The sequence below is a fragment of the Acidobacteriota bacterium genome, from assembly GCA_016703965.1.
In the GTDB taxonomy this organism is placed as follows: Bacteria; Acidobacteriota; Blastocatellia; order Pyrinomonadales; family Pyrinomonadaceae; genus OLB17.
The window spans coordinates 742,063-762,141 of record JADJBB010000025.1; the positions used below are offsets into that span (position 1 = coordinate 742,063).

Annotated in this window: 20 protein-coding genes; 7 read left to right on the forward strand and 13 right to left on the reverse strand. The window is 51.3% G+C overall.

Going from position 1 to position 20,079, the window contains the following annotated elements:
* Nucleotides 1-17: 17 nt before the first annotated feature.
* Nucleotides 18-1,025 (reverse strand): type I glyceraldehyde-3-phosphate dehydrogenase, encoded by a 1,008-nt coding sequence (gene gap, locus IPG22_20915; GenBank protein MBK6590741.1) that lies wholly within the window; start codon nt 1,023-1,025, stop codon nt 18-20.
* Between the two features lie 199 nt (nt 1,026-1,224).
* Here gap and IPG22_20920 point away from each other — a divergent pair, with 199 nt between their 5' ends.
* The 7 genes from IPG22_20920 (at nt 1,225) to IPG22_20950 (ending at nt 7,761) form a co-directional block, all read left to right on the forward strand.
* Complete coding sequence (locus IPG22_20920) at nt 1,225-3,039, forward strand: TolC family protein (protein MBK6590742.1); 1,815 nt, start codon at nt 1,225-1,227, stop codon at nt 3,037-3,039.
* 102 nt (nt 3,040-3,141) lie between these two features.
* Nucleotides 3,142-3,894 (forward strand): glycosyltransferase family 2 protein, encoded by a 753-nt coding sequence (locus IPG22_20925; GenBank protein ID MBK6590743.1) that lies wholly within the window; start codon nt 3,142-3,144, stop codon nt 3,892-3,894.
* Nucleotides 3,891-4,589: an NTP transferase domain-containing protein gene (locus IPG22_20930; protein ID MBK6590744.1), complete on the forward strand. Its 699-nt coding sequence runs from the start codon at nt 3,891-3,893 to the stop codon at nt 4,587-4,589. The genes IPG22_20925 and IPG22_20930 overlap by 4 nt, the downstream gene beginning before the upstream one ends.
* An 8-nt stretch (nt 4,590-4,597) precedes the next feature.
* Entirely contained in the window at nt 4,598-5,572 is a 975-nt protein-coding gene (locus IPG22_20935; GenBank protein ID MBK6590745.1) for a GDP-mannose 4,6-dehydratase, read from the forward strand.
* An 88-nt stretch (nt 5,573-5,660) separates the two neighbouring features.
* Nucleotides 5,661-6,278 (forward strand): hypothetical protein, encoded by a 618-nt coding sequence (locus IPG22_20940; GenBank protein ID MBK6590746.1) that lies wholly within the window; start codon nt 5,661-5,663, stop codon nt 6,276-6,278.
* 19 nt (nt 6,279-6,297) lie between these two features.
* The gene (locus IPG22_20945) at nt 6,298-6,849 is read left to right on the forward strand and encodes a hypothetical protein (GenBank protein MBK6590747.1); all 552 of its coding nucleotides are present in this window, start codon (nt 6,298-6,300) and stop codon (nt 6,847-6,849) included.
* 12 nt (nt 6,850-6,861) lie between these two features.
* Complete coding sequence (locus tag IPG22_20950) at nt 6,862-7,761, forward strand: VWA domain-containing protein (GenBank protein ID MBK6590748.1); 900 nt, start codon at nt 6,862-6,864, stop codon at nt 7,759-7,761.
* Here the strand turns inward: IPG22_20950 and IPG22_20955 are convergent.
* From IPG22_20955 to IPG22_21010, 12 genes are all read right to left on the reverse strand, one after another.
* Nucleotides 7,758-8,879, reverse strand: a complete 1,122-nt coding sequence (locus IPG22_20955) for a D-alanine--D-alanine ligase (GenBank protein MBK6590749.1) — start codon at nt 8,877-8,879, stop codon at nt 7,758-7,760. The two genes, IPG22_20950 and IPG22_20955, sit on opposite strands and share 4 nt — an antisense overlap.
* 3 nt (nt 8,880-8,882) lie before the next feature.
* Entirely contained in the window at nt 8,883-9,824 is a 942-nt protein-coding gene (rocF, locus tag IPG22_20960) for an arginase (GenBank protein ID MBK6590750.1), read from the reverse strand.
* A 19-nt stretch (nt 9,825-9,843) separates the two neighbouring features.
* Nucleotides 9,844-10,116, reverse strand: coding sequence for an HPr family phosphocarrier protein (locus IPG22_20965; GenBank protein MBK6590751.1), 273 nt, complete (start codon nt 10,114-10,116; stop codon nt 9,844-9,846).
* Nucleotides 10,109-10,534 (reverse strand): PTS sugar transporter subunit IIA, encoded by a 426-nt coding sequence (locus IPG22_20970; protein ID MBK6590752.1) that lies wholly within the window; start codon nt 10,532-10,534, stop codon nt 10,109-10,111. Before IPG22_20970 ends, IPG22_20965 begins: the two co-directional genes overlap by 8 nt.
* Before the next feature lie 35 nt (nt 10,535-10,569).
* Nucleotides 10,570-11,466, reverse strand: coding sequence for an RNase adapter RapZ (rapZ, locus tag IPG22_20975; GenBank protein MBK6590753.1), 897 nt, complete (start codon nt 11,464-11,466; stop codon nt 10,570-10,572).
* Between the two features lie 14 nt (nt 11,467-11,480).
* Complete coding sequence (locus IPG22_20980; GenBank protein MBK6590754.1) at nt 11,481-11,975, reverse strand: hypothetical protein; 495 nt, start codon at nt 11,973-11,975, stop codon at nt 11,481-11,483.
* 12 nt (nt 11,976-11,987) lie between these two features.
* On the reverse strand, nt 11,988-12,335 hold the full coding sequence (raiA, locus tag IPG22_20985) for a ribosome-associated translation inhibitor RaiA (protein ID MBK6590755.1): 348 nt from the start codon (nt 12,333-12,335) through the stop codon (nt 11,988-11,990).
* On the reverse strand, nt 12,332-13,897 hold the full coding sequence (gene rpoN / locus IPG22_20990) for an RNA polymerase factor sigma-54 (GenBank protein MBK6590756.1): 1,566 nt from the start codon (nt 13,895-13,897) through the stop codon (nt 12,332-12,334). The genes raiA and rpoN overlap by 4 nt, the downstream gene beginning before the upstream one ends.
* A 101-nt stretch (nt 13,898-13,998) precedes the next feature.
* Complete coding sequence (gene lptB / locus IPG22_20995; GenBank protein ID MBK6590757.1) at nt 13,999-14,775, reverse strand: LPS export ABC transporter ATP-binding protein; 777 nt, start codon at nt 14,773-14,775, stop codon at nt 13,999-14,001.
* A complete protein-coding gene (lptC, locus tag IPG22_21000; protein ID MBK6590758.1) occupies nt 14,776-17,403 on the reverse strand; it encodes an LPS export ABC transporter periplasmic protein LptC in 2,628 nt (875 codons plus the stop codon).
* Nucleotides 17,404-17,409: 6 nt separating this feature from the next.
* Nucleotides 17,410-19,110, reverse strand: a complete 1,701-nt coding sequence (gene recJ, locus IPG22_21005; GenBank protein MBK6590759.1) for a single-stranded-DNA-specific exonuclease RecJ — start codon at nt 19,108-19,110, stop codon at nt 17,410-17,412.
* Nucleotides 19,111-19,127: 17 nt separating this feature from the next.
* Nucleotides 19,128-20,021 (reverse strand): undecaprenyl-diphosphate phosphatase, encoded by an 894-nt coding sequence (locus tag IPG22_21010; protein ID MBK6590760.1) that lies wholly within the window; start codon nt 20,019-20,021, stop codon nt 19,128-19,130.
* Nucleotides 20,022-20,079 lie beyond the last annotated feature (58 nt).

The window sequence follows — 20,079 nt, forward strand, 5'->3', positions numbered from 1 at the left end:
GCGGCCGCCGGACGAGCTTACAATCCTTTTGCGGCAACGTACTTGACCAGGTCACGCACACGACATGAGTAACCCCATTCATTGTCATACCACGACAATATCTTGACGCATGTTCCGTCGATCACTTTTGTATTTTCCGCGTCGACGATGGACGAATTCGAATTTCCCTTAAAGTCGATCGATACTAGCGGTACTTCGCTGAAGGCTAGAATTCCTTTAAGCGGCCCGTCCGCCGCTGCCTTGAGCGTCGCGTTCACTTCTTCTGTCGTTGTCGCCTTCTCAAGATTCATCACCACATCGACCAGCGAAACGTTCGGCGTAGGAACGCGGACAGAGATTCCATCAAATTTGCCTTTCAGCTCCGGGATCACGAGAGCAACGGCTTTTGCAGCTCCGGTCGACGTCGGGATCATTGATAACGCAGCAGCACGGGCACGGCGCAGATCCTTATGCGGCAGATCGAGTAGCTGCTGATCATTTGTATAGCTGTGGATCGTATTCATCAGGGCATTCTTGATGCCGTACGTGTCGTGCATTACCTTCGCGACCGGTGCGAGGCAGTTCGTGGTGCAGGATGCGTTCGAAATAATGTGGTGATTTGCGGGATCATACATGGCCTCGTTCACGCCGAGCACGATCGTCACGTCCTCTCCCTTTGCCGGTGCTGAGATAATGACCTTCTTAACGCTTCCACGAAGGTGCTTGCCTGCGTCGGCCGCGTTTGTAAATCGGCCGGTCGATTCGATGATGATCTCTGCTCCGACCTCTTCCCAGGGGATCAGTGCCGGATCTTTCTCTGAGAATACCTTGAACGTATCGCCGTCGACCGTGATCGAGTCGCCCGATGCAGTTATCTCGTTGTCGAGATTTCCCATTACTGAGTCGTATTTCAGCAGATGGGCCAGTGTTTTAGTATCGGTGAGGTCATTGACCGCAACGAGATCGATATCCTTGTCGCCGAGCCACGTTCTGATCACGGCTCTCCCAATCCGGCCAAAGCCGTTTATACCTACTTTAATAGCCATTATGAAATATGTTTCCTCCGAAGAATTGTTAAGATAATGAAAGGCTAGAATATCTTAAAAAATAATCGATTACAACGAACAGCCCCTTGAATCGGAATCAAGAGATTCTTGAAACAAACAGATTTTGAAAGACGTAGTAAGGTTTTGAGTTTTTCGCAATAATTAATAAAATCAGGTTTTTACGTCGGAGCCCTTCATAATGCAACTTTCGCGTTCACGCAATTCTATCCTGTTGGCCTTATTCACTGTGGTCCTTGGAACCACGGCATTCGCTTCCCCGCAAGAAGTTTCGCAGGTTGCCAAGAATATGCCCGAACCGCTGACGATCAAAACTGCATCTGGCGAGAACGTTCTCGCCCCGGAAACGGTTGCGATCCGTCGATCGTCTCCATCCCTTGCCCGTGTTGGCGTCCAGAATGCTCAAACCTTGACGTTAACGGTTGCGGAGGCTGTCAAGAAAGCGCTCGAAAATAATAACGATATCGAAGTCTCGCGTGATGACGTGCGGTTCCAGGAAACGCAGATACGCTCGATCCTGGGAGCTTACGATCCGGTTTTTTCTATCTCCCCGACCTACTCGCGCAGTTCAACGACCGGTTCGGCCGCGACAAACGATTTTCGAGCAAATTCCAGCTTTAGCAAGAATTTGGAACGCGGCGGCGGTAACTATCAGGCATTTTTCAACAACCAGCGAACCGAGAATGCTTTTGCTCAGGCGCAGGTAAGTTCGGGGTCTGTATCTAACAGCAGCAGTGCTATCTATTCGTCGTCATTCGGTTTTAACTACGTGCAGCCGCTGGCCCGGAATTTCCGGATCGACAACACACGGCGGCAGGTAACGATCGCGAGGAAGCGTTTGGAACAGACCGACACTGACTTCAGGCTCCGAGCGACTGAGACCATAACGTCGGTGCAGCGTGCTTACTGGGATTTCGTTTTCGCTCTAAGGAACCAGCAGAATCAGGTCGCGAATGTAAATCTGGCCAAGGAAAACCTCCGTCAGGTTGAAGCGCGGATCGAGGCTGGAGCTGCTGCCCCGCTCGATAAAGCCCAAGTCGCTACCGAGTTGGCTAACCGCGAAGGTGATCTCCTGCTTGCGACACAGACCGTCGCTAGTGCCGAAAACACGCTGAAGCAATTACTGCTTCGTGATCCCACATCGCCGGAATGGTCGCAGACTATCGTTCCGACCGACGCTCCGACCATCAGTGCTGCTCCGCTGAACCTTGATGAGGCGATGAAGGATGCTCTAGACAACCGATTTGAACTTAAGCGGCTAAAACTGCAGCGTGAGATCAATAATGAAGATCTCAAGTTCTATAAGAATCAAACAAAACCTCAGATCGATCTGAACACAACCTTTTCGCTCGACGGCCTGTCGCGAAGCGGAACGAATACGGCGACAACAACGAACCTGTTCACCTCGACCGGCGATCTCGTGCTGCTGAACGGCCTTAATGCAACGCGAGCCTCGCTTGGGCTACCCCTAATTCCGAATCCAACGCTCGTCATCCCTGCGTCACCATCATATCTTTATGGCGGGTTTCAGAGATCGTTGGCAAATATGTTCCGCAGCGACGCCCCCAACTTCTCAGTAGGCGTAACGATATCCTTCCCGCTAAAGAACCGTACGGCAAAGGCCAATTTAGATGGAGCAAAGATCACTGAACAGCAGCTTTTGGCTCAGACCCGCGGACAGGAGCAATCTGTGATCGTCGAAGTTCGAAACGCGGTGCAGGCTGTCGAAACAACGCGTCAGCGTGTTTACACCGCCCGCCGTGCCCGTGAAAATGCCGAGATCCAGCTTGAGGGCGAACGTAAATTATACGAGGCTGGACGCTCGACCACATTCCTGCTCTTTCAACGCGAGAATTCGTTGACCAACGCCAGGAACGCTGAGATAAGAGCGGAAACGGATCACAGTAAAGCCCTGGCAGATATCCAGCGCGTGACCTCTACGGCGTTCCGTGCCAATAACATTACAGTTGATTCGCCGGTTCCTATCCCGAGGTAAGGCCTCCGTTTTGTACTTTCTTTAGGCCGCCAAGATAAATGGCGGCCTTTTGATTTTTAAGCCCACTTTCCGTTTCAGCTCAACTCTGCGAAAATCTAACGGATGAAAATATCGGCAACGATAATTGTCCGCAACGAGGAGCACAACATCGCTGATGTTTGTGAGACCGTTTCGTGGGCGGACGAGATCTTGATCGTCGATTCGGATTCGACGGATAAAACGGTCGATATCGCAAGGAAATACACCGACAAGATCTTTAATCGTGAATGGAACGGCTATAAAGATAAACACGAATATGCCGACGCTCAGACATCGGGCGATTGGATATTCTGGATCGACGCGGATGAACGGGTAACTCCGGAATTAAGAGCCTCGATCGAAAGGCTTCGCAATTTGACTGACGATCAATTGGCCGACGGCTATAAGATCGCCCGGAAAACGGAATATCTTGACCGGTGGATCATGCATTCAGGATGGTATCCCGATTACCAAATGAGGCTCTACCGTAAGGAAAAAAGCTATTGGGACGGAGTTGCTCCTCACCAGACGGCTCGCGTGGATGGAAGGATCGAGAAGCTCGAGGGCGAGTTCCTACACTACACAAAACGCGATCTGAGCGAGCATCATCGGGTAACGGATTCGTATGCCTCACTTGCTGCCGAGCATATGGCTGGAAACGGAAAAACCATCGGAGCGTTTGGCATTCTATCTAACGCGATCGCGGCTTTTTTACGCACGTATTTTCTGAAACAAGGTTTTCGTGACGGTGTTCCGGGTATGATAATCGCGGGTTTTACGGCATACGGTGTATTTCTAAAGTACGCAAAGCTTTGGGAGATCAATATTAAAAAATGAAGGCTGTGATACTGTGCGGAGGTCGCGGAACCCGACTGGGCGAGCACGGCCGGAACGTGCCGAAGGCTCTGATCAAGATCGGCGGCAAGCCCATTATTTGGCATTTGCTCACCATTTTTTCACATTATGGCGTAAACGATTTCGTTTTGTGTTTAGGTTATTTGGGTGATGAGATCAGGGAATATTTTGCCGATAATACGAACGGCTGGAATATCGAATTCGTGGATACCGGACTCGATACCAACACCGGCGGGCGTCTGAAACGGGTTGAGCATCTCCTGAAAGAGAATAGATCATTTTTTGTAACCTACGGCGACGGGCTCGCTGACGTTGATGTTTCGGCATTGCGTTCGTTTCACGCTGAACATGGCAAGGTGGCGACGGTAACAGCGGTTCACCCGTATTCACCATTTGGATTGGTAGATATCGAAAGTGACGGCACGATCAGGCGTTTTCGTGAAAAGCCGCTGCTCGACGATTGGATAAATGGCGGTTTTTTTGTTTTCGATCACGAGATCTTCGAACATCTGACTGACGATTGTGTTCTCGAACGTAAGCCCTTCGAGACGCTCAGCGGAAAAGGCGAAATGATGGCGTTCCGGCACGTAGGTTTTTGGAAATGCATGGATACGTATAAGGATAATCTGGAATTTGAGGAGCTGTGGAAAGGCGGAGCTCCGTGGAAGGTTTGGTAGATCAGAATATGGCATTTTGGAAAGATAGAACAGCATTTGTAACCGGTGCGAGCGGTTTTGTCGGAGCGAACCTCGTGGCTGAATTGGTCGACCGCGGATCTAAAGTTGTCTGCCTACAGCGTGATGAGACCCAGCCTAATTCACTGGATCTGTTGCAATTGCGAGACAAAGTTACTGTCATCCGCGGTTCGGTCGATGATCTGCCGCTTATGTCGAGGATCCTGAATGAGTACGAGATCGACGCGGTTTTTCATCTAGCAGCTCAGGCTTTAGTCGGGGCTGCAAATCGATCGCCCATTTCAACTTTCGAATCGAACATTCGCGGCACATATCTCTTGCTGGAAGCCTGTCGTCTCAGCAGCACCGTCGCCCGCGTGGTCGTTGCATCAAGTGACAAAGCGTATGGTTCGCACTCAGAACTCCCCTATTTTGAGGATTTTAAGCTGAACGCGGTCTTCCCTTACGATGTGTCGAAAGCGTGTACCGATCTTATATCGCAGTCGTATGCACATACTTTTGAGCTGCCCGTAGCGGTCACACGGTCGGCAAATATATATGGTCCTGCGGATGCGAATCTATCGCGGATCATTCCGGGCACGATCCTGTCCATTCTTCGCGGCGAAAATCCGATCATCCGGTCCGACGGCACGCCGGTACGCGATTTTATCTTCACGACGGACATCGTCGGAGGCTACTTGCTTCTGGCTGAAAACATTGAGAATGCAGCCGGTGAGGCATTTAACTTCGGTTCCGGCGAGCCCGTTTCGATGCTCGATCTGGTCAATACAATCGTCCGCCTGATGGGACGCTCAGACGATCTTTCGCCCGACATTCTGCTCAAAACCAAGATCGCGAATGAGATCGACGCTCAATATCTCGCATCCGACAAGGTCAATGCCCGATTCGGTTGGAAACCGCTCGTCGATCTCGAGAGCGGGCTAAAAATGACGATCGATTGGTATACGAACAGCTGGGATAGGTGACATTTTTGTCGCTGTACAACGCCGTGGTTCGTCATCTCATCCTAATTCTTGGAATTAAGCTCTTTATGCGCTATATTTCGGAGTAAGGATGTATAAATTTGCCACAATTGTTTTCGCTCTTCTCGCCCTCTCGGCGGCGGCTCTCGCTCAAAAGGGCGTCGACGCTCAAACCAAAACCATTAAAGAAGAAGGTAATAAGGTTACCACGCGAGGAAACGACGTAACTCGTTCATTCGATTGGGGAAAAGGCAAAACGAAGATCCGGGAACAGCTTCCGAATCCTTACAAGTTCACTTCCCGACGTGATGTCCTGATCGGGATGGTTTTGGATGCCCTCCGAGAGAAAAAACTTGTAGTTGATGAGGCATCGTCGAGACCCAAGGACGGCATCATTATCACGCAGCCGTTCGTTTTTGCAAAAGGGGCCGTGATCACCCAAAATGAGCTTAATCGTTACGGGATCTTAGAGGCATCTTATTCATCCTGGACGCGGGCTCAATACACTTTGACCATTGAAGTTCAGGCGATAGATGGTCTTCAGAACAATGTCTCAGTTAACGCCAAAGTTGAGGGCCGGGCAGGCAACGGATTGACGTCTGAGTGGGTTACTGTAAGGAGTTCCGGTATTGCAGAGGACGAGTATCTCGCTAAACTCGTAGAATTGGTCACCGGCGTGTCACCGGATCCAGTACCTGACAAACCGTAAGGTTGTAAGAGGTCGCAGCATGTTAATAAGATTCGCGTTTTTTATCTTTTTTGGCCGCTGTTTTTCTGCTGTAAATTTGGGCGTGCATGCTCAAAATGCGGACGGCCGCGGCTCGATCATTCCAAGGGCAAATGATGCCGATGACGACGACGATAAGCCCAAGAGCTTTAAGGAAACCCTTGTAAAACTTCGGATAGATAAAGAGAAAAAAGAGTATGACGAAATGCTCGGCCGCGGCGAGGAAGCTCTGAAACTATCTGAAGAGCTCGAAAAAGCGTACGAGCAGAACGGACGGTTGAACGCGAACGAGATCAATAAGTTGATCGCGGTTGAGAAATTGGTCAAAAAGATCCGGAATGAACTTGGCGGTGATGACGATGATTCAGATAAGAATCCGCTGGAACAGACTCAGTCATTAGCCCAAAAAGACGCGGTGACCACCTTTGGTTCGACGATCCGTAAACTGCTCGATGAGCTGAAAAAGACGTCCAGATTCACGGTTTCCGCCGCTGCGATCCAGACATCGAATGCCGTGCTGAAGATCGCCCGTTTACTACGGATCTCCCGTTAAACTTTCGCCCGCATGAAACGAGCTCATCTCATCCTCCTTGCGATCTTATCGATCCTCATCTTTCATGTTACTTCTGACGCCCAGAATGATGACGAGGTTATCTCGGTTGATTCGTCGATCGTTGTGATGAACGCGACGATAACGGATGCTTCAGGGAAAGCTGTCGAGGGATTGAATCGGAAGCTCTTCAAAGTCTTTGAGGACGGCGTCGAACAAGAGATCGTCATGTTCGCGTCCGAGGAAACCCCGTTCGCCGCTGTGATCCTGCTTGATACCTCAGGGAGCATGGAGCAGCGCGTTACTCTGGCCCGGTCGGCGGCGATACAGTTCCTCAGCGGGCTGCGGCGCGATGACAATGCCGCCATCTACAACTTTGATTCAAAGGTGAAGCTTGTCCAGGATTTTTCTAATAGCCGCGACCTTCGTGAACAGTTCTTCGACCTAAAAGCCGATGGAATGACGGCGCTCAATGATGCCATCTACAAAGCCGCCGAGGTTCTTTCAAAACGAGAGGAAAAGAGGCGGGCGATAATAGTCCTTTCCGACGGTGCAGATACGTTTAGCAGCAAGAGTGCGGACAAAGCCCTTCAGGCGGCTTCTGCGGTTAATGCGACGATCTATACCGTCGATATGTCACCGATCAACGATAACTCGCGCGGACGTATTCAAAATCAGGGAGTCCTAAAGAACTTTGCTGAGAAGACCGGTGGAAAATTTGTCGCGACCCCGGGCGGAGTCGCTATGCGAGATGCGTTCAAGCGAATCGTTGAGGAACTGGGAGTTCAATACACCGTGGCGTTCCATCCCGCCAACACGAAAAAGGACGGTAAGTGGAGAAACCTCGAACTTCGCGTTGCCAGGCCCAATCTCATGATTCGGGCCAGAAATGGATATAAAGCCCCGAAAAACTAGTCTCGAACTGTCTTATTCCGCAGTTTGTCATTGTAACGGGCAAATGCCAGATCGATGAGTTCGTCAATTATCTCGGGAAACGACCTTCCCGTTCCGATCCACATTTTCGGGAATCCGGACGCGTCGGTCAGGCCGGGCATAGTGTTGATCTCATTGACAAGCAACGCTCCGTTATCATTCCGTAAGAAAAAATCAACCCTTGCCAGGCCGGAGCCGTCGATCGCTTTGAACGCAGTGATCGCCATTTTTCGGATCTTTGCAGAGAGTTCGTCCGAGATCGGAGCAGGAACGACGAATTCGTTGTTTCCCGTTCCAGAGTATTTCTCCGTGTAGTCCAGGAATTTCTTACTCTCGTCCCTAATGATGTACTCGCCGGGTAAGCTCGCCTCGGGTGTGTCGTTTCCGATCACCGCGCATTCAATCTCCCGCATTTCGAGCCCCTCTTCAACGATAATCTTTCGATCGTATTGAGCAGCAAGAGAGATCGCATCCGCGAGCGAGGCTTGATCGGCTGCTTTCGAAACCCCAACTGATGAGCCGAGGTTCGCGGGCTTAACAAAGCACGGAAATCCCAGCTTTGTCCCAACCTGCTTTAGAACGACCTCGCGGTTCGCTTCCCACTCGTCGCGAAGGAACCAAACATATTCGCACATCGGCAGGCCGGCATCGCGGAACAGCGTTTTCATGAAAGCTTTATCCATTCCGCACGACGATGCGAGCACGCCGCAGCCTACATATGGAAGATCCGCCATCTCAAATAATCCCTGGATCGTACCATCCTCACCGAAAGTGCCGTGAAGCACCGGAAAGACAACATCAAGTTCAATCGTCCCACCGTTCTCAAGCACGGCAAGCCCTCGGATCTGCGAGTCACCGGTCAGACAGGCAGTCGCGTTCGCTGGTTCGCCAAATCGATCTCTAAAGAGCGTCTGGGTTGCCTCCGGAAATAGTTCCAGAGATCCGGCCGGACTGAGCCAGCGGCCGGTATTTGTGATCGCCACGGGAACGACCTGGTATTTTGACGAGTCGATCTGCTCTACAACGGTTCTAGCCGAACGGATCGACACCTCATGTTCGCCCGACCGGCCTCCGAAAATAACTCCAACGCGCTTTTTCATAAACTAAAGAATGGTCTTGCCCAGTGCTGAAAGGATCAGTTCGCAGGCGAGCTCGACGGTAATGTTGCTGTGGTCAAGCAGCGGGTTGACCTCAACTATCTCAAAAGATCTTAGCCCGCCGTGTGCAGCGATCATTTCCAGGGTCAGATGCGCTTCGCGATACGTCGCACCACCTCGCACGAGCGTGCCCGAGCCTGGAGCAAAACGCGGATCGATCCCGTCGACATCGAAGGTCACTGCAAAGCCTCCCGGGGCTTGCGAGGCGATCTCGATCGCATCTGCGACGCAAGCCTGCATGCCGCGGCTGTCAACGTCGCTCATCGTGAAAAAATTCTTTCGAAGCCCGAGTTTCTCGATCTGCGAACGTTCACCATCATCAATGTCGCGGGCACCAATATGAGCCAGGTATCGAGGATTCAGCTTGGGTGAGAAGCCGCAGAGATCTGTAAGTTCCGGAGCTCCATGTCCTAACAGCGTGGCCAACGGCATGCCATGGATATTACCGGAGGGCGACGTTTCCGGTGTATTAATGTCAGCATGGGCGTCGAACCAAATTAACCCGATCTCCTCACCCCGGGAGCGGTAATGGGAAGCTAGTGCCGTAAAGGTCGGGATCGCGATCGCGTGGTCTCCACCAAGGATGATCGGTATCTCGTCGTTTGCGAGGATGTTCTCGAGAGCTCGGGTGATGTTCAGGCTGGAGGCCAGCATCTCCGGCAGATGTTTTGGATTAGCATTCGATTCCTGATCCGTGGGCTGCACAATGGCGACGTCCCCGTGATCACTAACCTCGTACCCAAGTGCCCGGATATGCTCCGCCAAGCTATGGCCGCGGATCTTCGACAGCCGCATCGCATTGACCCCGAGTTCGCTGCCGGTATGACCGGCACCGAATCCAAGCGGAACCCCCAAAATTCCTACTTTTTTACCTAAACCTGGTCTCATAATACCTTCAACTCAACAACTACAACTCACCAAACCCGCTTTCGAAGAGTGCCTTAATCGCTGCGATCGCATCGCTTTCGTCCTCTCCCTCAGCAATAACGCTTAATCCGGTCCCGAATGATGCAGCAAGGTGGAGCACGCTCAATATCGATTTTGCATTGGCCGTTAGGCCTGTATCTTCACGGATAAGGGTTATCCGGCATTTAAAGCCGGCGGCAAGACGTACCAGCCGAGCGGCAGCTCTCGCATGCAGGCCCAAGGCATTGATGATCGGAAGGGGCTGTTTAAGCATCCTTGCTAACTCTCTGCGGCTCGAGTAAGATGCCCGCCCGGCAGATCGCATCCTTGCCCTGCTCCTCGACCTCTTTTGCGAGTTCGTGAAGTGTCATTTCCCGCGTGGTCGAAGCGGCTTTTATGACCATTGGCAAATTAACGCCAGTGACGATCTCGACCTCATGTTCTTTGAGAAACATCGCAGAAATATTTGTCGGCGTACCACCAAACATATCTGTCAGGAGCAGCACGCCTACACCCGACGATACCCTCTCGATCGCTCGCCTGATCTCGTCCTTAGCCATCTCCACATCGTCATGCCAACCGATAGATACGGCCGTGATGTGGCTAAGATCGCCGACAACCGCTTCGGCTGCGGCGACAAGCTCATTCGCGACCTGCCCATGTGAAACGATGACGGCACCTATCCTTTTCATAATAATATCAATATGTTAAGCGTGTTTTGCTCAAGTTATTTCTGAATGTCACGATGGCTCACTGCGGTATCAAATCCCGCCTTTCTAAGTGCCTTTCGGAGGCTGTTTGCGACCATCACGGATCGATGTTTGCCCCCGGTACATCCGATACCGATCGTGACATATGATTTACCTTCCCGCTGGTATCGTGGAAGCAGATACAGTAAAAGGTCTGCAAAACGATCGATGGTCTCGTTCACCTCGGGTTTATCCAGCAGGTATTTGATGATCTCCGGATCATCACCGGTCAAATGTTTGAGATCTTTCTGAAAATACGGATTCGGCAAATGGCGAACGTCAAACATGAGATCGACGCCGCGCGGGTTACCATACTTATGGCCAAAGCTCATCACCTCGACCTTAAGCGGAACACCATCGACATGGCCGCTGAATTTCTGGACCAGGAAATGTCTCAGGGTATGAACAGTGTGTTCGGAGGTGTCGACGATCAGGTCAGCGAGTTTACGTATCTCTTTGAGTGCCCTTCGTTCCGCACGGATCGCATGAAGGAGCCCTTTACCGGAGTCCGCCGGGTGAGGGCGTCGAGTTTCCGAGAACCGGCGCTGAAGTACATCGTCTGAAGCCTCGAAGAAAACTACGAACGCCTTCAGATTCCGCTTCTCTAGCTTTTTTAATTCCCCGGGGAAATCAGTCAGGAAATGGCGTTCGCGGATATTAATGACGAGCGCCGCTTTCTCGATAGAAGGGTTTCGCCGGTCTGCCGGGATGAGAAGCCTGCCAAATGTCGACAACATCGAAAGCGGCAGGTTATCGACGCAGAAGTAGCCCAGGTCTTCCAGGGAGTCTGTTGCAGAACTCATCCCCGAACCGCTGAGCCCTGTGATGATCACAAATGCCGGAAGGTCCCGGTTTTCACGTTGTTTTGCAGGCATAGGTAAAAGATCGCCTAGGCTGATCCGTACTGTTGAATCAGGTCCCGTGATTTCAAGAAATCGACGGCGATCTCAATTTCTCGCGCGAGATCGTTCTCTACACCGGACCTCAATCTGAGCTTCGGCAGGGATGCTCCAAGAAGTCGTCCGCGGCTGATCGACATTGATAAAGATCGCCGGGACGCTTCTCGCGAAATTAGTTCTATCAGGACATCAACCGGTGAAAATGCCGTGTAAGCTCCCTCGCCAAAGAACCCAACGACATCGGCGATCCCTAAACCTCTGATCTCGATAAGCTGCCTAAGTCTCACTGGTGGCGAACCGACCGGGGCAGCAGAGGTTGGCTTGATCTCAACCACATCATCAGCGACGAGTGCGTGACCTCTCGAAATGAGTTGAAGAGAAGTTTCAGACTTTCCTGTCCCGGATTCGCCGGTGATCAACACTCCAACGCCATCAATATTCACGAGGTTCGCGTGAAGGGTCGTTGTAAAAACTCCCGCATCCATAGTGGAATGACCCTAAGCGGCTGGTTCATCCGATGGGGCAGTGACGGCCGCGGCCGAGATTGCCTTGTGCGACTTGTCAATAACCTTGTCCTTTAGTTTTCGAGCCTGCTTCTCTATCTTAGCAATAGTTTGCGAGATGGAATGGTACATATCCGAGTTGCTTGTCTCGGCCTTCAGGACCTCATTTCGCCAGTTGATAACAACCTCCGAGCGATGAAGTCCCCTCTCGACTTCAATGATAATGTGTATCTTCGGTGGCTTTCCGTCAAATAAATGTTCGATCTTATTAAAATATTCCTCGGCGTGTGCTTTCAAGGCCGGGGTGAATTCCATGTGCCGTCCGGTAAATTCGATTTTCATATAACAGTTTTTCGCTCCCTCGAACCTGGTATGTGCATCTGATCGCGATACTTAGCCACGGTTCGTCGTGATAATTTTACTCCTTCTTTACTCAAAACTTTAGCGATCTGATCGTCTGTTAAGGGGGATTTAGTGTCCTCGTCCTCGACCATTTTCTTGATCCTTAGCTTCAATATGCGCGTCGAAACCTCTTCGCCTTCTTCATTTAGCATTCCTTCGCTAAAGAAACGCCTTAATTCGATGACACCCTGCGGGGTGTGAGCATATTTTCGATTAACAACCCGCGATATAGTTGAAAGGTGCATGCCGATGTCTTCTGCGACGTCCTTTAGCATCATCGGTCTGATGTACTCAACACCCTTGTCGAGGAAATCACGCTGACGAGAAACGATGCATTCGACCACACGGTAGATCGTCTGGCGGCGATGTTCGATGTTTCGAAGAAGATCAACGGCAGATCTGACCTTGTCCTTAATAAAATCTTTGGTTTCCTTCGACGTGTCAGGCTGATCCAACATACTGTGGTATGTCGGGCTGATCCGAAGCCTTGGACTTCCATCATCCGCGAAAAATATTACGTAATCTTCATCCAGCTTCTCAACATAAACCTCGGGAGATACAAAAATAGAATCCTCGGAGGTGTATCTTCGTCCTGGATAGGGATCCAGTTTACGGATCTTTCCGATCTCATCATCAAGTACATGAAGGTCTAAGCCGGTAGCTTTAGCTAGATGTTGTAAGCGATGGGGCTGCAGATCCTCCAGATGATCCGTGACGAGTGTACAAGCAAGACTGCCGGCCTCGCCATTAGCTTCGAGCTGGGCAAGCAGGCACTCTTTCGGGGTATAGGCTCCGCAGCCAACAGGATCGAGCTGCATAACGGCTTTTCTAGCCGATTCGACTTTTTCAGCCGTGCACCCGACCGACTCCGCGATCTCATCGATCGAAGCAGTTAGACGTCCGTCGGCATCCAAATTACCGATAACCTGTATAGCGGCTTCTTCCTCTATATCATCGAGATTTAGAAGGTTGACCTGCCATTCCAAATGCTCGCTAAGAGTCATGGAATGCGACAGGAACTGCTCGAAGCTGGGAGCATCGTCCTTATATTCAATTTCCTGCGTCCGGTAACCAGGATCTAAATAGTCCTGAAATTCCCTGCCGTAATCGATCTCGTCGAACGAATCAGAACCTTCGCCACCGACCTCGTCGAAACTGTCGGATTCGATATCGTCTGACGCTTTCTCGTCGTTACCATTGAGTCCGGGGCCCTCCGGCACGCCAGCCTCAATATCTGGATTCAGATCTCCCGACAGCCCTTGTACTCCGTTTTCGAGTCCATGATCCTGCCCATCCGAATTTTGATCGAGGATGTTGTTTCCGATCTCCTGAACCTCATCGCCCGGTTGTACCTCTTCTAAGATCGGGTTAGCAACGAGTTCGAGTTCGATCAGATCATTCAACTCGAGCGAATTCATCTGTAGCATCTCAATGCGCTGACGCAACTGGGGCGTGAGCACCATTTTCTGCTGAAGCTGAGCTGTGAGTCTTAGGGACGACATATTCCGAGGCTAGCAATTCCGGAAAAATGCGCTGACACGCAAAAACTGTTCCTAAGTGAAATTATAACGATAATGATGAGAAAAAGGAAAGGATTGGCGATCTATAACGTAAATCTTTCGCCCAAATAAAGACGCCTCACATCCGCGTCATCGATCAGTTCCCTTGGGCTTCCGCTCCGCAGGATCTTGCCGTCTGACAGGATGTATGCACGGTCCGTTATGTCTAATGTTTCTCGGACGTTATGGTCGGTGATAAGTATTCCGATGCCTTGATTTTTGAGGTAAATGATTATCTCGCGGATGTCATCGATCGCCAGCGGATCGATACCGGCGAATGGCTCGTCCAGGAGGATAAAACGTGGTTCAGTTGCCAGGCAGCGGGCGATCTCGACTCGCCGCCGCTCACCGCCAGAAAGTGCGTCGCCCCGCACCTTTCGGACGTGCGTTATTCCAAATTCCTCGAGTAACTCCTCCAGCCGGTCAAACCTTTCCGTCCGACTCAATTTAACCGTTTCTAGAACGGCTAAGATGTTCTGTTCAGCGGTCAACTTCCGGAACACAGACGGCTCCTGCGGTAGATAACCCAAACCAAGGCGCGCTCGCAGATACATCGGTAGACTTGTGACGTCACGCCCGTTAAGCTCGATACTTCCCCGTTCGGTCTGTTCCAGGCCAACCAGCATGTAAAATGTCGTCGTTTTGCCCGCCCCGTTGGCACCAAGCAATCCGACGACCTCCCCAGGGTCGACCGAGACACTAACGTCATCGACCACGCGGCGGCGGCCGTAGGTTTTTTGGATGTTATTCGCCGCTAACGCATGCACCGTACGCTCTGAACCTGCAGCGTTCGATACGGCGTTGCCGTTAGATCTCGTCATTTAGGGTTTTAGTTCTTTTATCTTATAAACCGAACGAATACGTCCCGATGGATTCTGTTTCGTTCGCCCTTCCGTCGTGACACGTTTTTCCCTCATCGAAAAGCTCAGTTGCCCGCTCTGCGATGAACCGTTTTCGGGATCTGTTACCGTCGCCGGATTGCCACGCAGTACCGCAGTCTCAGTCTCCGCCGTATATTCCACCCAGTCGCCTGAGGCCTTTCGGCTAGGTTGGGATATCGTAACATTAGATTCTGCTACGGTCCGCGTAACTTCATTGTTCTCATCCAGATACACATCAGCCGAACCAGCGGTGATCCGGTCCGTGCCCTGGCGAATCTCAACAGACGTCCTATATTTTATGACCCGCTGCCCTCGATCGAAAGTCATTGACCCGGCGGATGCGGAGGCTGGCAGAGCCGTTTCCCTGCTGTTTTGCTTCAGCTTAGCATTATAGATCAGGGTCTGGACATTACCGTCCGCGAGAAATTTCCCACCTGCCTGATCGATCGATAATCGGTCTCCGCGAATGTAATTACTTTCCTGCCACGCTCGCGCATTTCCGTCATAGACAGCTGTTTCGGCCGTGTGATCAAATTCTGCTCGATCCGCCGTAATAAAGACGGGCTTGTCTGCAGACCCGAACGGAGTGGAATTGTTGATCTGCTTTTGATTATAGTACGTCGTGCTTACGCCGCCTCGAAGAAATGAACGATCGTTGCGGGTGTCGAAGTCTATTTCACCCGCTTTAGCCCTTCCGCGGCCGTCCCAGAGAACCGGCTCACCACCACGGAGCCTTATCATCTCGTCAGATTGTGTGAAGGTTATCTGTTTCGCCAGGCCATTCCGGTCCAGTTCTGTGAATTTGGCATTACCATTTGCTTCGAGGGTCTCGATATCACTGGATCGTTGATTGAACTTTGCCGTCAAAGTATCGGTATTTATGGTTTGAGTACCTTTTCTTTCCGTCGGAATTGTAGGTACCCGGACCGCCTTTGCTTTCTTCCCCGCAACGCAGGTCTGGGCGTTATTTCCTGTCGGGAAAAAATCACAGTCAAAACGCGGAGCGGTGATCGCCGTCTTATAGTTTTTTCGGTCCGCAACCAGCGGATCGATGAGAAGTTCTGCATTTCCGACCGCTTCCGCCCTTTTGATGTCTTTACCGTTCGTGTTAAAAAGTGTCTTGACCGAATCCGCCGTAACCTGCTTGTTTGCCGCATCGCGCTCACCCGAAGGTGCGTTGAGCTGAATTGTGGTTCTGCCATCCGTTCTCAGGCTTTCAAGAAGGCCTTCACCCTTGAAGATAAGGCCAATTCCGCGGACAGCCGTAGCTATAACGCGGGTATACTGTTCTGCTTTGCCGGGCACGATCTCAACCTTGCTTTGACCGATCGCGTTGGCATCGCGCATTTGCCTTGATTCACCAAACGCCGCATTCAATTCTGGTGCCGAGATTATAAGCGTTCGATCTGTTGTGGACTGTTCTATGTTCGCATTTCCCCGAATAACCGCATATTTAACCTTCTGATCGGCGAAAAGATTCGCGAACAGAAAATCCCCCTTGAGGACATCATCTCCCTGTGTTATCTCGGCTGCACCGGTAAGTGCGATCTTTCGGGAACTCTGTTCGTAAATGGCATCCGTTGAGCGAATGTCGGTTTGTCGGCCGTTGACGGACGACAAAATATGGGTGCCTTGCTTCAATTCATACCGGTCGGCGTCTTTTTCATACAAAGCATAACCCGCGTCAATATTTGTCGGTGAGCCGCCGGTTTCGGTTGAAACGATGCGGACGTTATCGAAAAGCTCAAATCTCTTAAGCTGCCTCGATCTGGTATCCGCCCCGGCGAGGGTTGCGATCACCCGGTTAGCCTTTATATCGCTGCTGCGTCCCTTTGCGTTTAAATTGATCTCAACGTTTGAAACAAGGTCGATCCTATTCGCGAGCTGGTCAAAAGTAGCAGAGCCGGCGTTCATTTTCGCATATCGCACATTCGAGATCGCCAATTCAGGTGATTCAAAACTCTCGATCTCAACATCCTTGAGCAATTCCAGCCGCTTCTCGGCCATGTTTGCCGTAGCTCCGAAGGACTTCCCGCGGATATTCCCTCTTGCGAAGCTAACAGCTTCGTCGATCTCAGCGGTCTCGGTTTCGCGCGTGTAGGTAATGCTGTTTGTATTTATGTGTAATTCGTCGCTTGTATCGATCTCGACATTCCCTTTTAGATAGGTAGTGAAATTCTTATTTTCACCAGGAATATAGAGTGCCGACTCGGCTGACATCTTGTCCTTAGTAACGCCATCGCTGCCGTACAATTCGAGATACACGCCCTGAAGCTCTAAGTGATTGTCCGTGAATGTCTTAGCGTGGCCCGCTCGAATCAGATACTTAGCAACGCCATCGTCGCTCTCGAGGCGTTCGTAGCCGCTGACCTCCGTCACCACGTCCGACGAAAGCTGAGTGTGCTCGCTCTTCAATTTGAAAGCCGCCTTCGAACGCTCGCGATAGAAACCGATACCGACGACGATGACCGCAACGACAATTGCCGCGACCGCCGAAATACGGAAGTAGAATGGCAGGGTCGCGCGCACTCGGTATTGCTTTAAGTTGTGGGGATTCGTTTCGGGCACGTTCGACTAATTATCCGCTCTTAGATCTTCGACGACAAGTTGCAGCCGGGTATTTCCCTGCCATGTATTCGTCTCGGCGACGTAAGCTAATTCGATGCGGGAATTAGGTTTGAGGGTTTGCCCCTTTGATCTTTCAACGCCATCCCACCAAACTGCCTCGAACTGTCGGTTATCTTCCCCGAGCAGCTTCAGCTTTAGATGCTTTTCCTTCATCGCGTAAGGCTCATCTCTGAGGATCAGATCGCGGGTGACGAAGACCGGTTTTGGATTTCCCGCGCCGAAAGGTTCGAACGGGGCAAACCTCTCAACCAGATCGAGGCTCAGCGATTTGCTGGTGACAAGCGCGTCGATGTTTAGTTGTGGGATGAGATCTTCTGCAGCGAGTGTTCTCCTTGCGTATTCATCCAGGCGTTTCTGAAGCTCGGGAATATTATCGACCTTGATCTTCATTCCCGCCGCCGCTGCGTGGCCGCCATATTGCTCGAAGAGATCTTCGCAGCTATCCAAAGCTTGAAGCAGATGAAAGCCAACGATGCTCCTCGCACTCCCGTGCCCGTATCCTTCCTTTATCGACAGAACGATCGTTGGCCGATACAGCTTTTCCGCAATTCGAGATGCCGCGAGGCCGATCACGCCCTGGTGCCAGCCTTCACCCGCGACGACCACAAAGTGCTTTTCAGTGATGCCTTCTGTTTCGAAAAGCGCAAGTTCTGTGATCTTTTGCTGAACCTGCTGGCGTTCCCGATTTCGACTGTCTAAAAGGGTCGCCAACTGGCGTGCACTCGCAAAATCTTGTGCCTCGAATAGTTCCACAACATGGCGTGCGATATCCATTCGCCCGGCGGCATTAATTCGAGGGCCAATGCGAAAACCTATATGGTAGCTCGTCATGTCCGACCGGCAATCCGCGACTTCCATCAAGGCTTTGAGGCCAAAATTACTGGTTTTTGGAAGGTCAAGCAAGCCAAGCCGCACGATCGCTCTATTTTCGCCGGTCAGATCCATCACATCGGCTACTGTGCCAATGGCGGCGATCTTGAGAAACGCCGGGACTTCGTGAGCGAGGCCATTCTCACGCAGTATGGCGTGAGCGAGCTTGAAAGCGACGCCAACTCCGGCAAGGTGTTTGTCAGGATATGGACAGCCCGGTTGATTGGGGTTTACGACAGCGACGGCCGGCGGATTCCCGCGCACCTCGTCAGAGAGATGATGATCTGTGACTATAACGTCGAGGCCGTGATCGCGTGCCCATTCAAGCGGTTCGAAACTTCGAATTCCGCAATCGACGCTGATAACGAGGGTCACGCCATCTTTCTGAGCCTGTTCTAAGGCGGGAATATTTATCCCATAGCCTTCGGTAAAACGATTCGGTACATGGAATGTCGAATCAGAACCCAGCAGAGATAACATCTTTCTGAGTAAGACCGTTCCGGTCGTCCCGTCAACGTCGTAGTCGCCCCAGATCATGATCTTTTCTTTGTTATCAACGGCTCGCTGGATGCGATCCATTGCCTCCTGCATTCCTTTGAGCAGGAGTGGTTCATGCAGATGTTCAAGCGACGGATTTAGGAATTCGATAGCCGCCTCGGGCGTGTCGTGGCCGCGTGAGATCAGAAGGGCCGCTACAAGCGGCTTTACCTGCAAAGCAGAAGCAAGCCTATTTACCGCATCGGCGTCATGCTTTCGTATTTTCCAGCGTTTCTTCAAGGAGTTGAATGATGTAGTTAGTTGACGACCGGACTAATAACGCCCTGCCATAGCAAAACGAGGAGCACTATTCCAAGAATTATCCGGTAAACGATAAAGACGGCGGTTGTGTTTTTTCTCAGGAAAGCGATCAAAAACCAAATCGATAAATACCCGACAATGGCGGCGACTATGGTTCCAACCAATAGCGGCATAAAGCTATCCGGCGGTAAGATCTTAATGGCTTTGCGGAGTTCCAAAAGACCGCTTGCGGTAATAGCCGGGATCGAGAGTAGAAACGAGAAACGCGCCGCCGTTTCGCGTTTTTGGCCTGCCAAAAGGCCGCCCATTATGGTTGAGCCGGATCGGCTTGCTCCGGGCATCAAGGCTAGGACCTGAGCAAATCCGACGACAATAGCATCAATAAAACCAAGGTGGCGAATATCTTTTCTTTGCTTCCCAACGAATTCAGCGAAAGATAGCAGAACTGCAATGACGATGAGCATCGTCGCGATGATCCAGAGATTCTTCGTTCCGCTGCCTTCAATAAAGTCCTTGAAAATAAAACCAACGGTCCCGATCGGTATCGATCCGATTATGATCAGCCATCCAAGCCACGCTTCTTCAGAAAGCCAGATCGGGCGTACTCCATCTGTTCCCGAAAATCGCATACCACGCTTTCCCGTCAAGAGAGCGAAATGGTCCCGAATAAATGCTGAACTGATGCCCCATATGTCTGCTGCAAAATATACGAACACAGCTGCAAGGGTTCCGAGTTGGATCACCGCCATCGTGGCTGTGATCATCTCGGCGTTCCCGTCGTAAATATTGGTCAATCGGCTGGCAAAAACAAGGTGAGCCGTCGAACTGATCGGTATGAACTCGGTCAGTCCCTGGACAATGCCGAGGATTATCGCTTGCAGCAGATTCATAAATGCGGAAACTCAATCAGAGTCTGGCTAGGGTCAAGGGAGCGGGTCAAATGGAGAA

What these genes read in the sequence shown, in the direction of transcription:
- IPG22_20925 (MBK6590743.1), top strand. Translation starts at nt 3,142, where the DNA reads ATGAAAATATCGGCAACGATAATTGTCCGCAACGAGGAGCACAACATC.
- IPG22_20935 (MBK6590745.1), top strand. Translation starts at nt 4,598, where the DNA reads ATGGCATTTTGGAAAGATAGAACAGCATTTGTAACCGGTGCGAGCGGT.
- IPG22_20955 (MBK6590749.1), bottom strand. Translation starts at nt 8,879, where the DNA reads ATGAAAAAGCGCGTTGGAGTTATTTTCGGAGGCCGGTCGGGCGAACAT.
- rapZ (MBK6590753.1), bottom strand. Translation starts at nt 11,466, where the DNA reads ATGCCTGCAAAACAACGTGAAAACCGGGACCTTCCGGCATTTGTGATC.
- IPG22_20950 (MBK6590748.1), top strand. Translation starts at nt 6,862, where the DNA reads ATGAAACGAGCTCATCTCATCCTCCTTGCGATCTTATCGATCCTCATC.
- lptB (MBK6590757.1), bottom strand. Translation starts at nt 14,775, where the DNA reads ATGACGAGATCTAACGGCAACGCCGTATCGAACGCTGCAGGTTCAGAG.
- gap (MBK6590741.1), bottom strand. Translation starts at nt 1,025, where the DNA reads ATGGCTATTAAAGTAGGTATAAACGGCTTTGGCCGGATTGGGAGAGCC.
- rocF (MBK6590750.1), bottom strand. Translation starts at nt 9,824, where the DNA reads ATGAGACCAGGTTTAGGTAAAAAAGTAGGAATTTTGGGGGTTCCGCTT.
- IPG22_20930 (MBK6590744.1), top strand. Translation starts at nt 3,891, where the DNA reads ATGAAGGCTGTGATACTGTGCGGAGGTCGCGGAACCCGACTGGGCGAG.
- IPG22_20920 (MBK6590742.1), top strand. Translation starts at nt 1,225, where the DNA reads ATGCAACTTTCGCGTTCACGCAATTCTATCCTGTTGGCCTTATTCACT.
- IPG22_21010 (MBK6590760.1), bottom strand. Translation starts at nt 20,021, where the DNA reads ATGAATCTGCTGCAAGCGATAATCCTCGGCATTGTCCAGGGACTGACC.
- IPG22_20965 (MBK6590751.1), bottom strand. Translation starts at nt 10,116, where the DNA reads ATGCTTAAACAGCCCCTTCCGATCATCAATGCCTTGGGCCTGCATGCG.
- raiA (MBK6590755.1), bottom strand. Translation starts at nt 12,335, where the DNA reads ATGAAAATCGAATTTACCGGACGGCACATGGAATTCACCCCGGCCTTG.
- IPG22_20945 (MBK6590747.1), top strand. Translation starts at nt 6,298, where the DNA reads ATGTTAATAAGATTCGCGTTTTTTATCTTTTTTGGCCGCTGTTTTTCT.
- IPG22_20940 (MBK6590746.1), top strand. Translation starts at nt 5,661, where the DNA reads ATGTATAAATTTGCCACAATTGTTTTCGCTCTTCTCGCCCTCTCGGCG.
- IPG22_20970 (MBK6590752.1), bottom strand. Translation starts at nt 10,534, where the DNA reads ATGAAAAGGATAGGTGCCGTCATCGTTTCACATGGGCAGGTCGCGAAT.
- IPG22_20980 (MBK6590754.1), bottom strand. Translation starts at nt 11,975, where the DNA reads ATGGATGCGGGAGTTTTTACAACGACCCTTCACGCGAACCTCGTGAAT.
- rpoN (MBK6590756.1), bottom strand. Translation starts at nt 13,897, where the DNA reads ATGTCGTCCCTAAGACTCACAGCTCAGCTTCAGCAGAAAATGGTGCTC.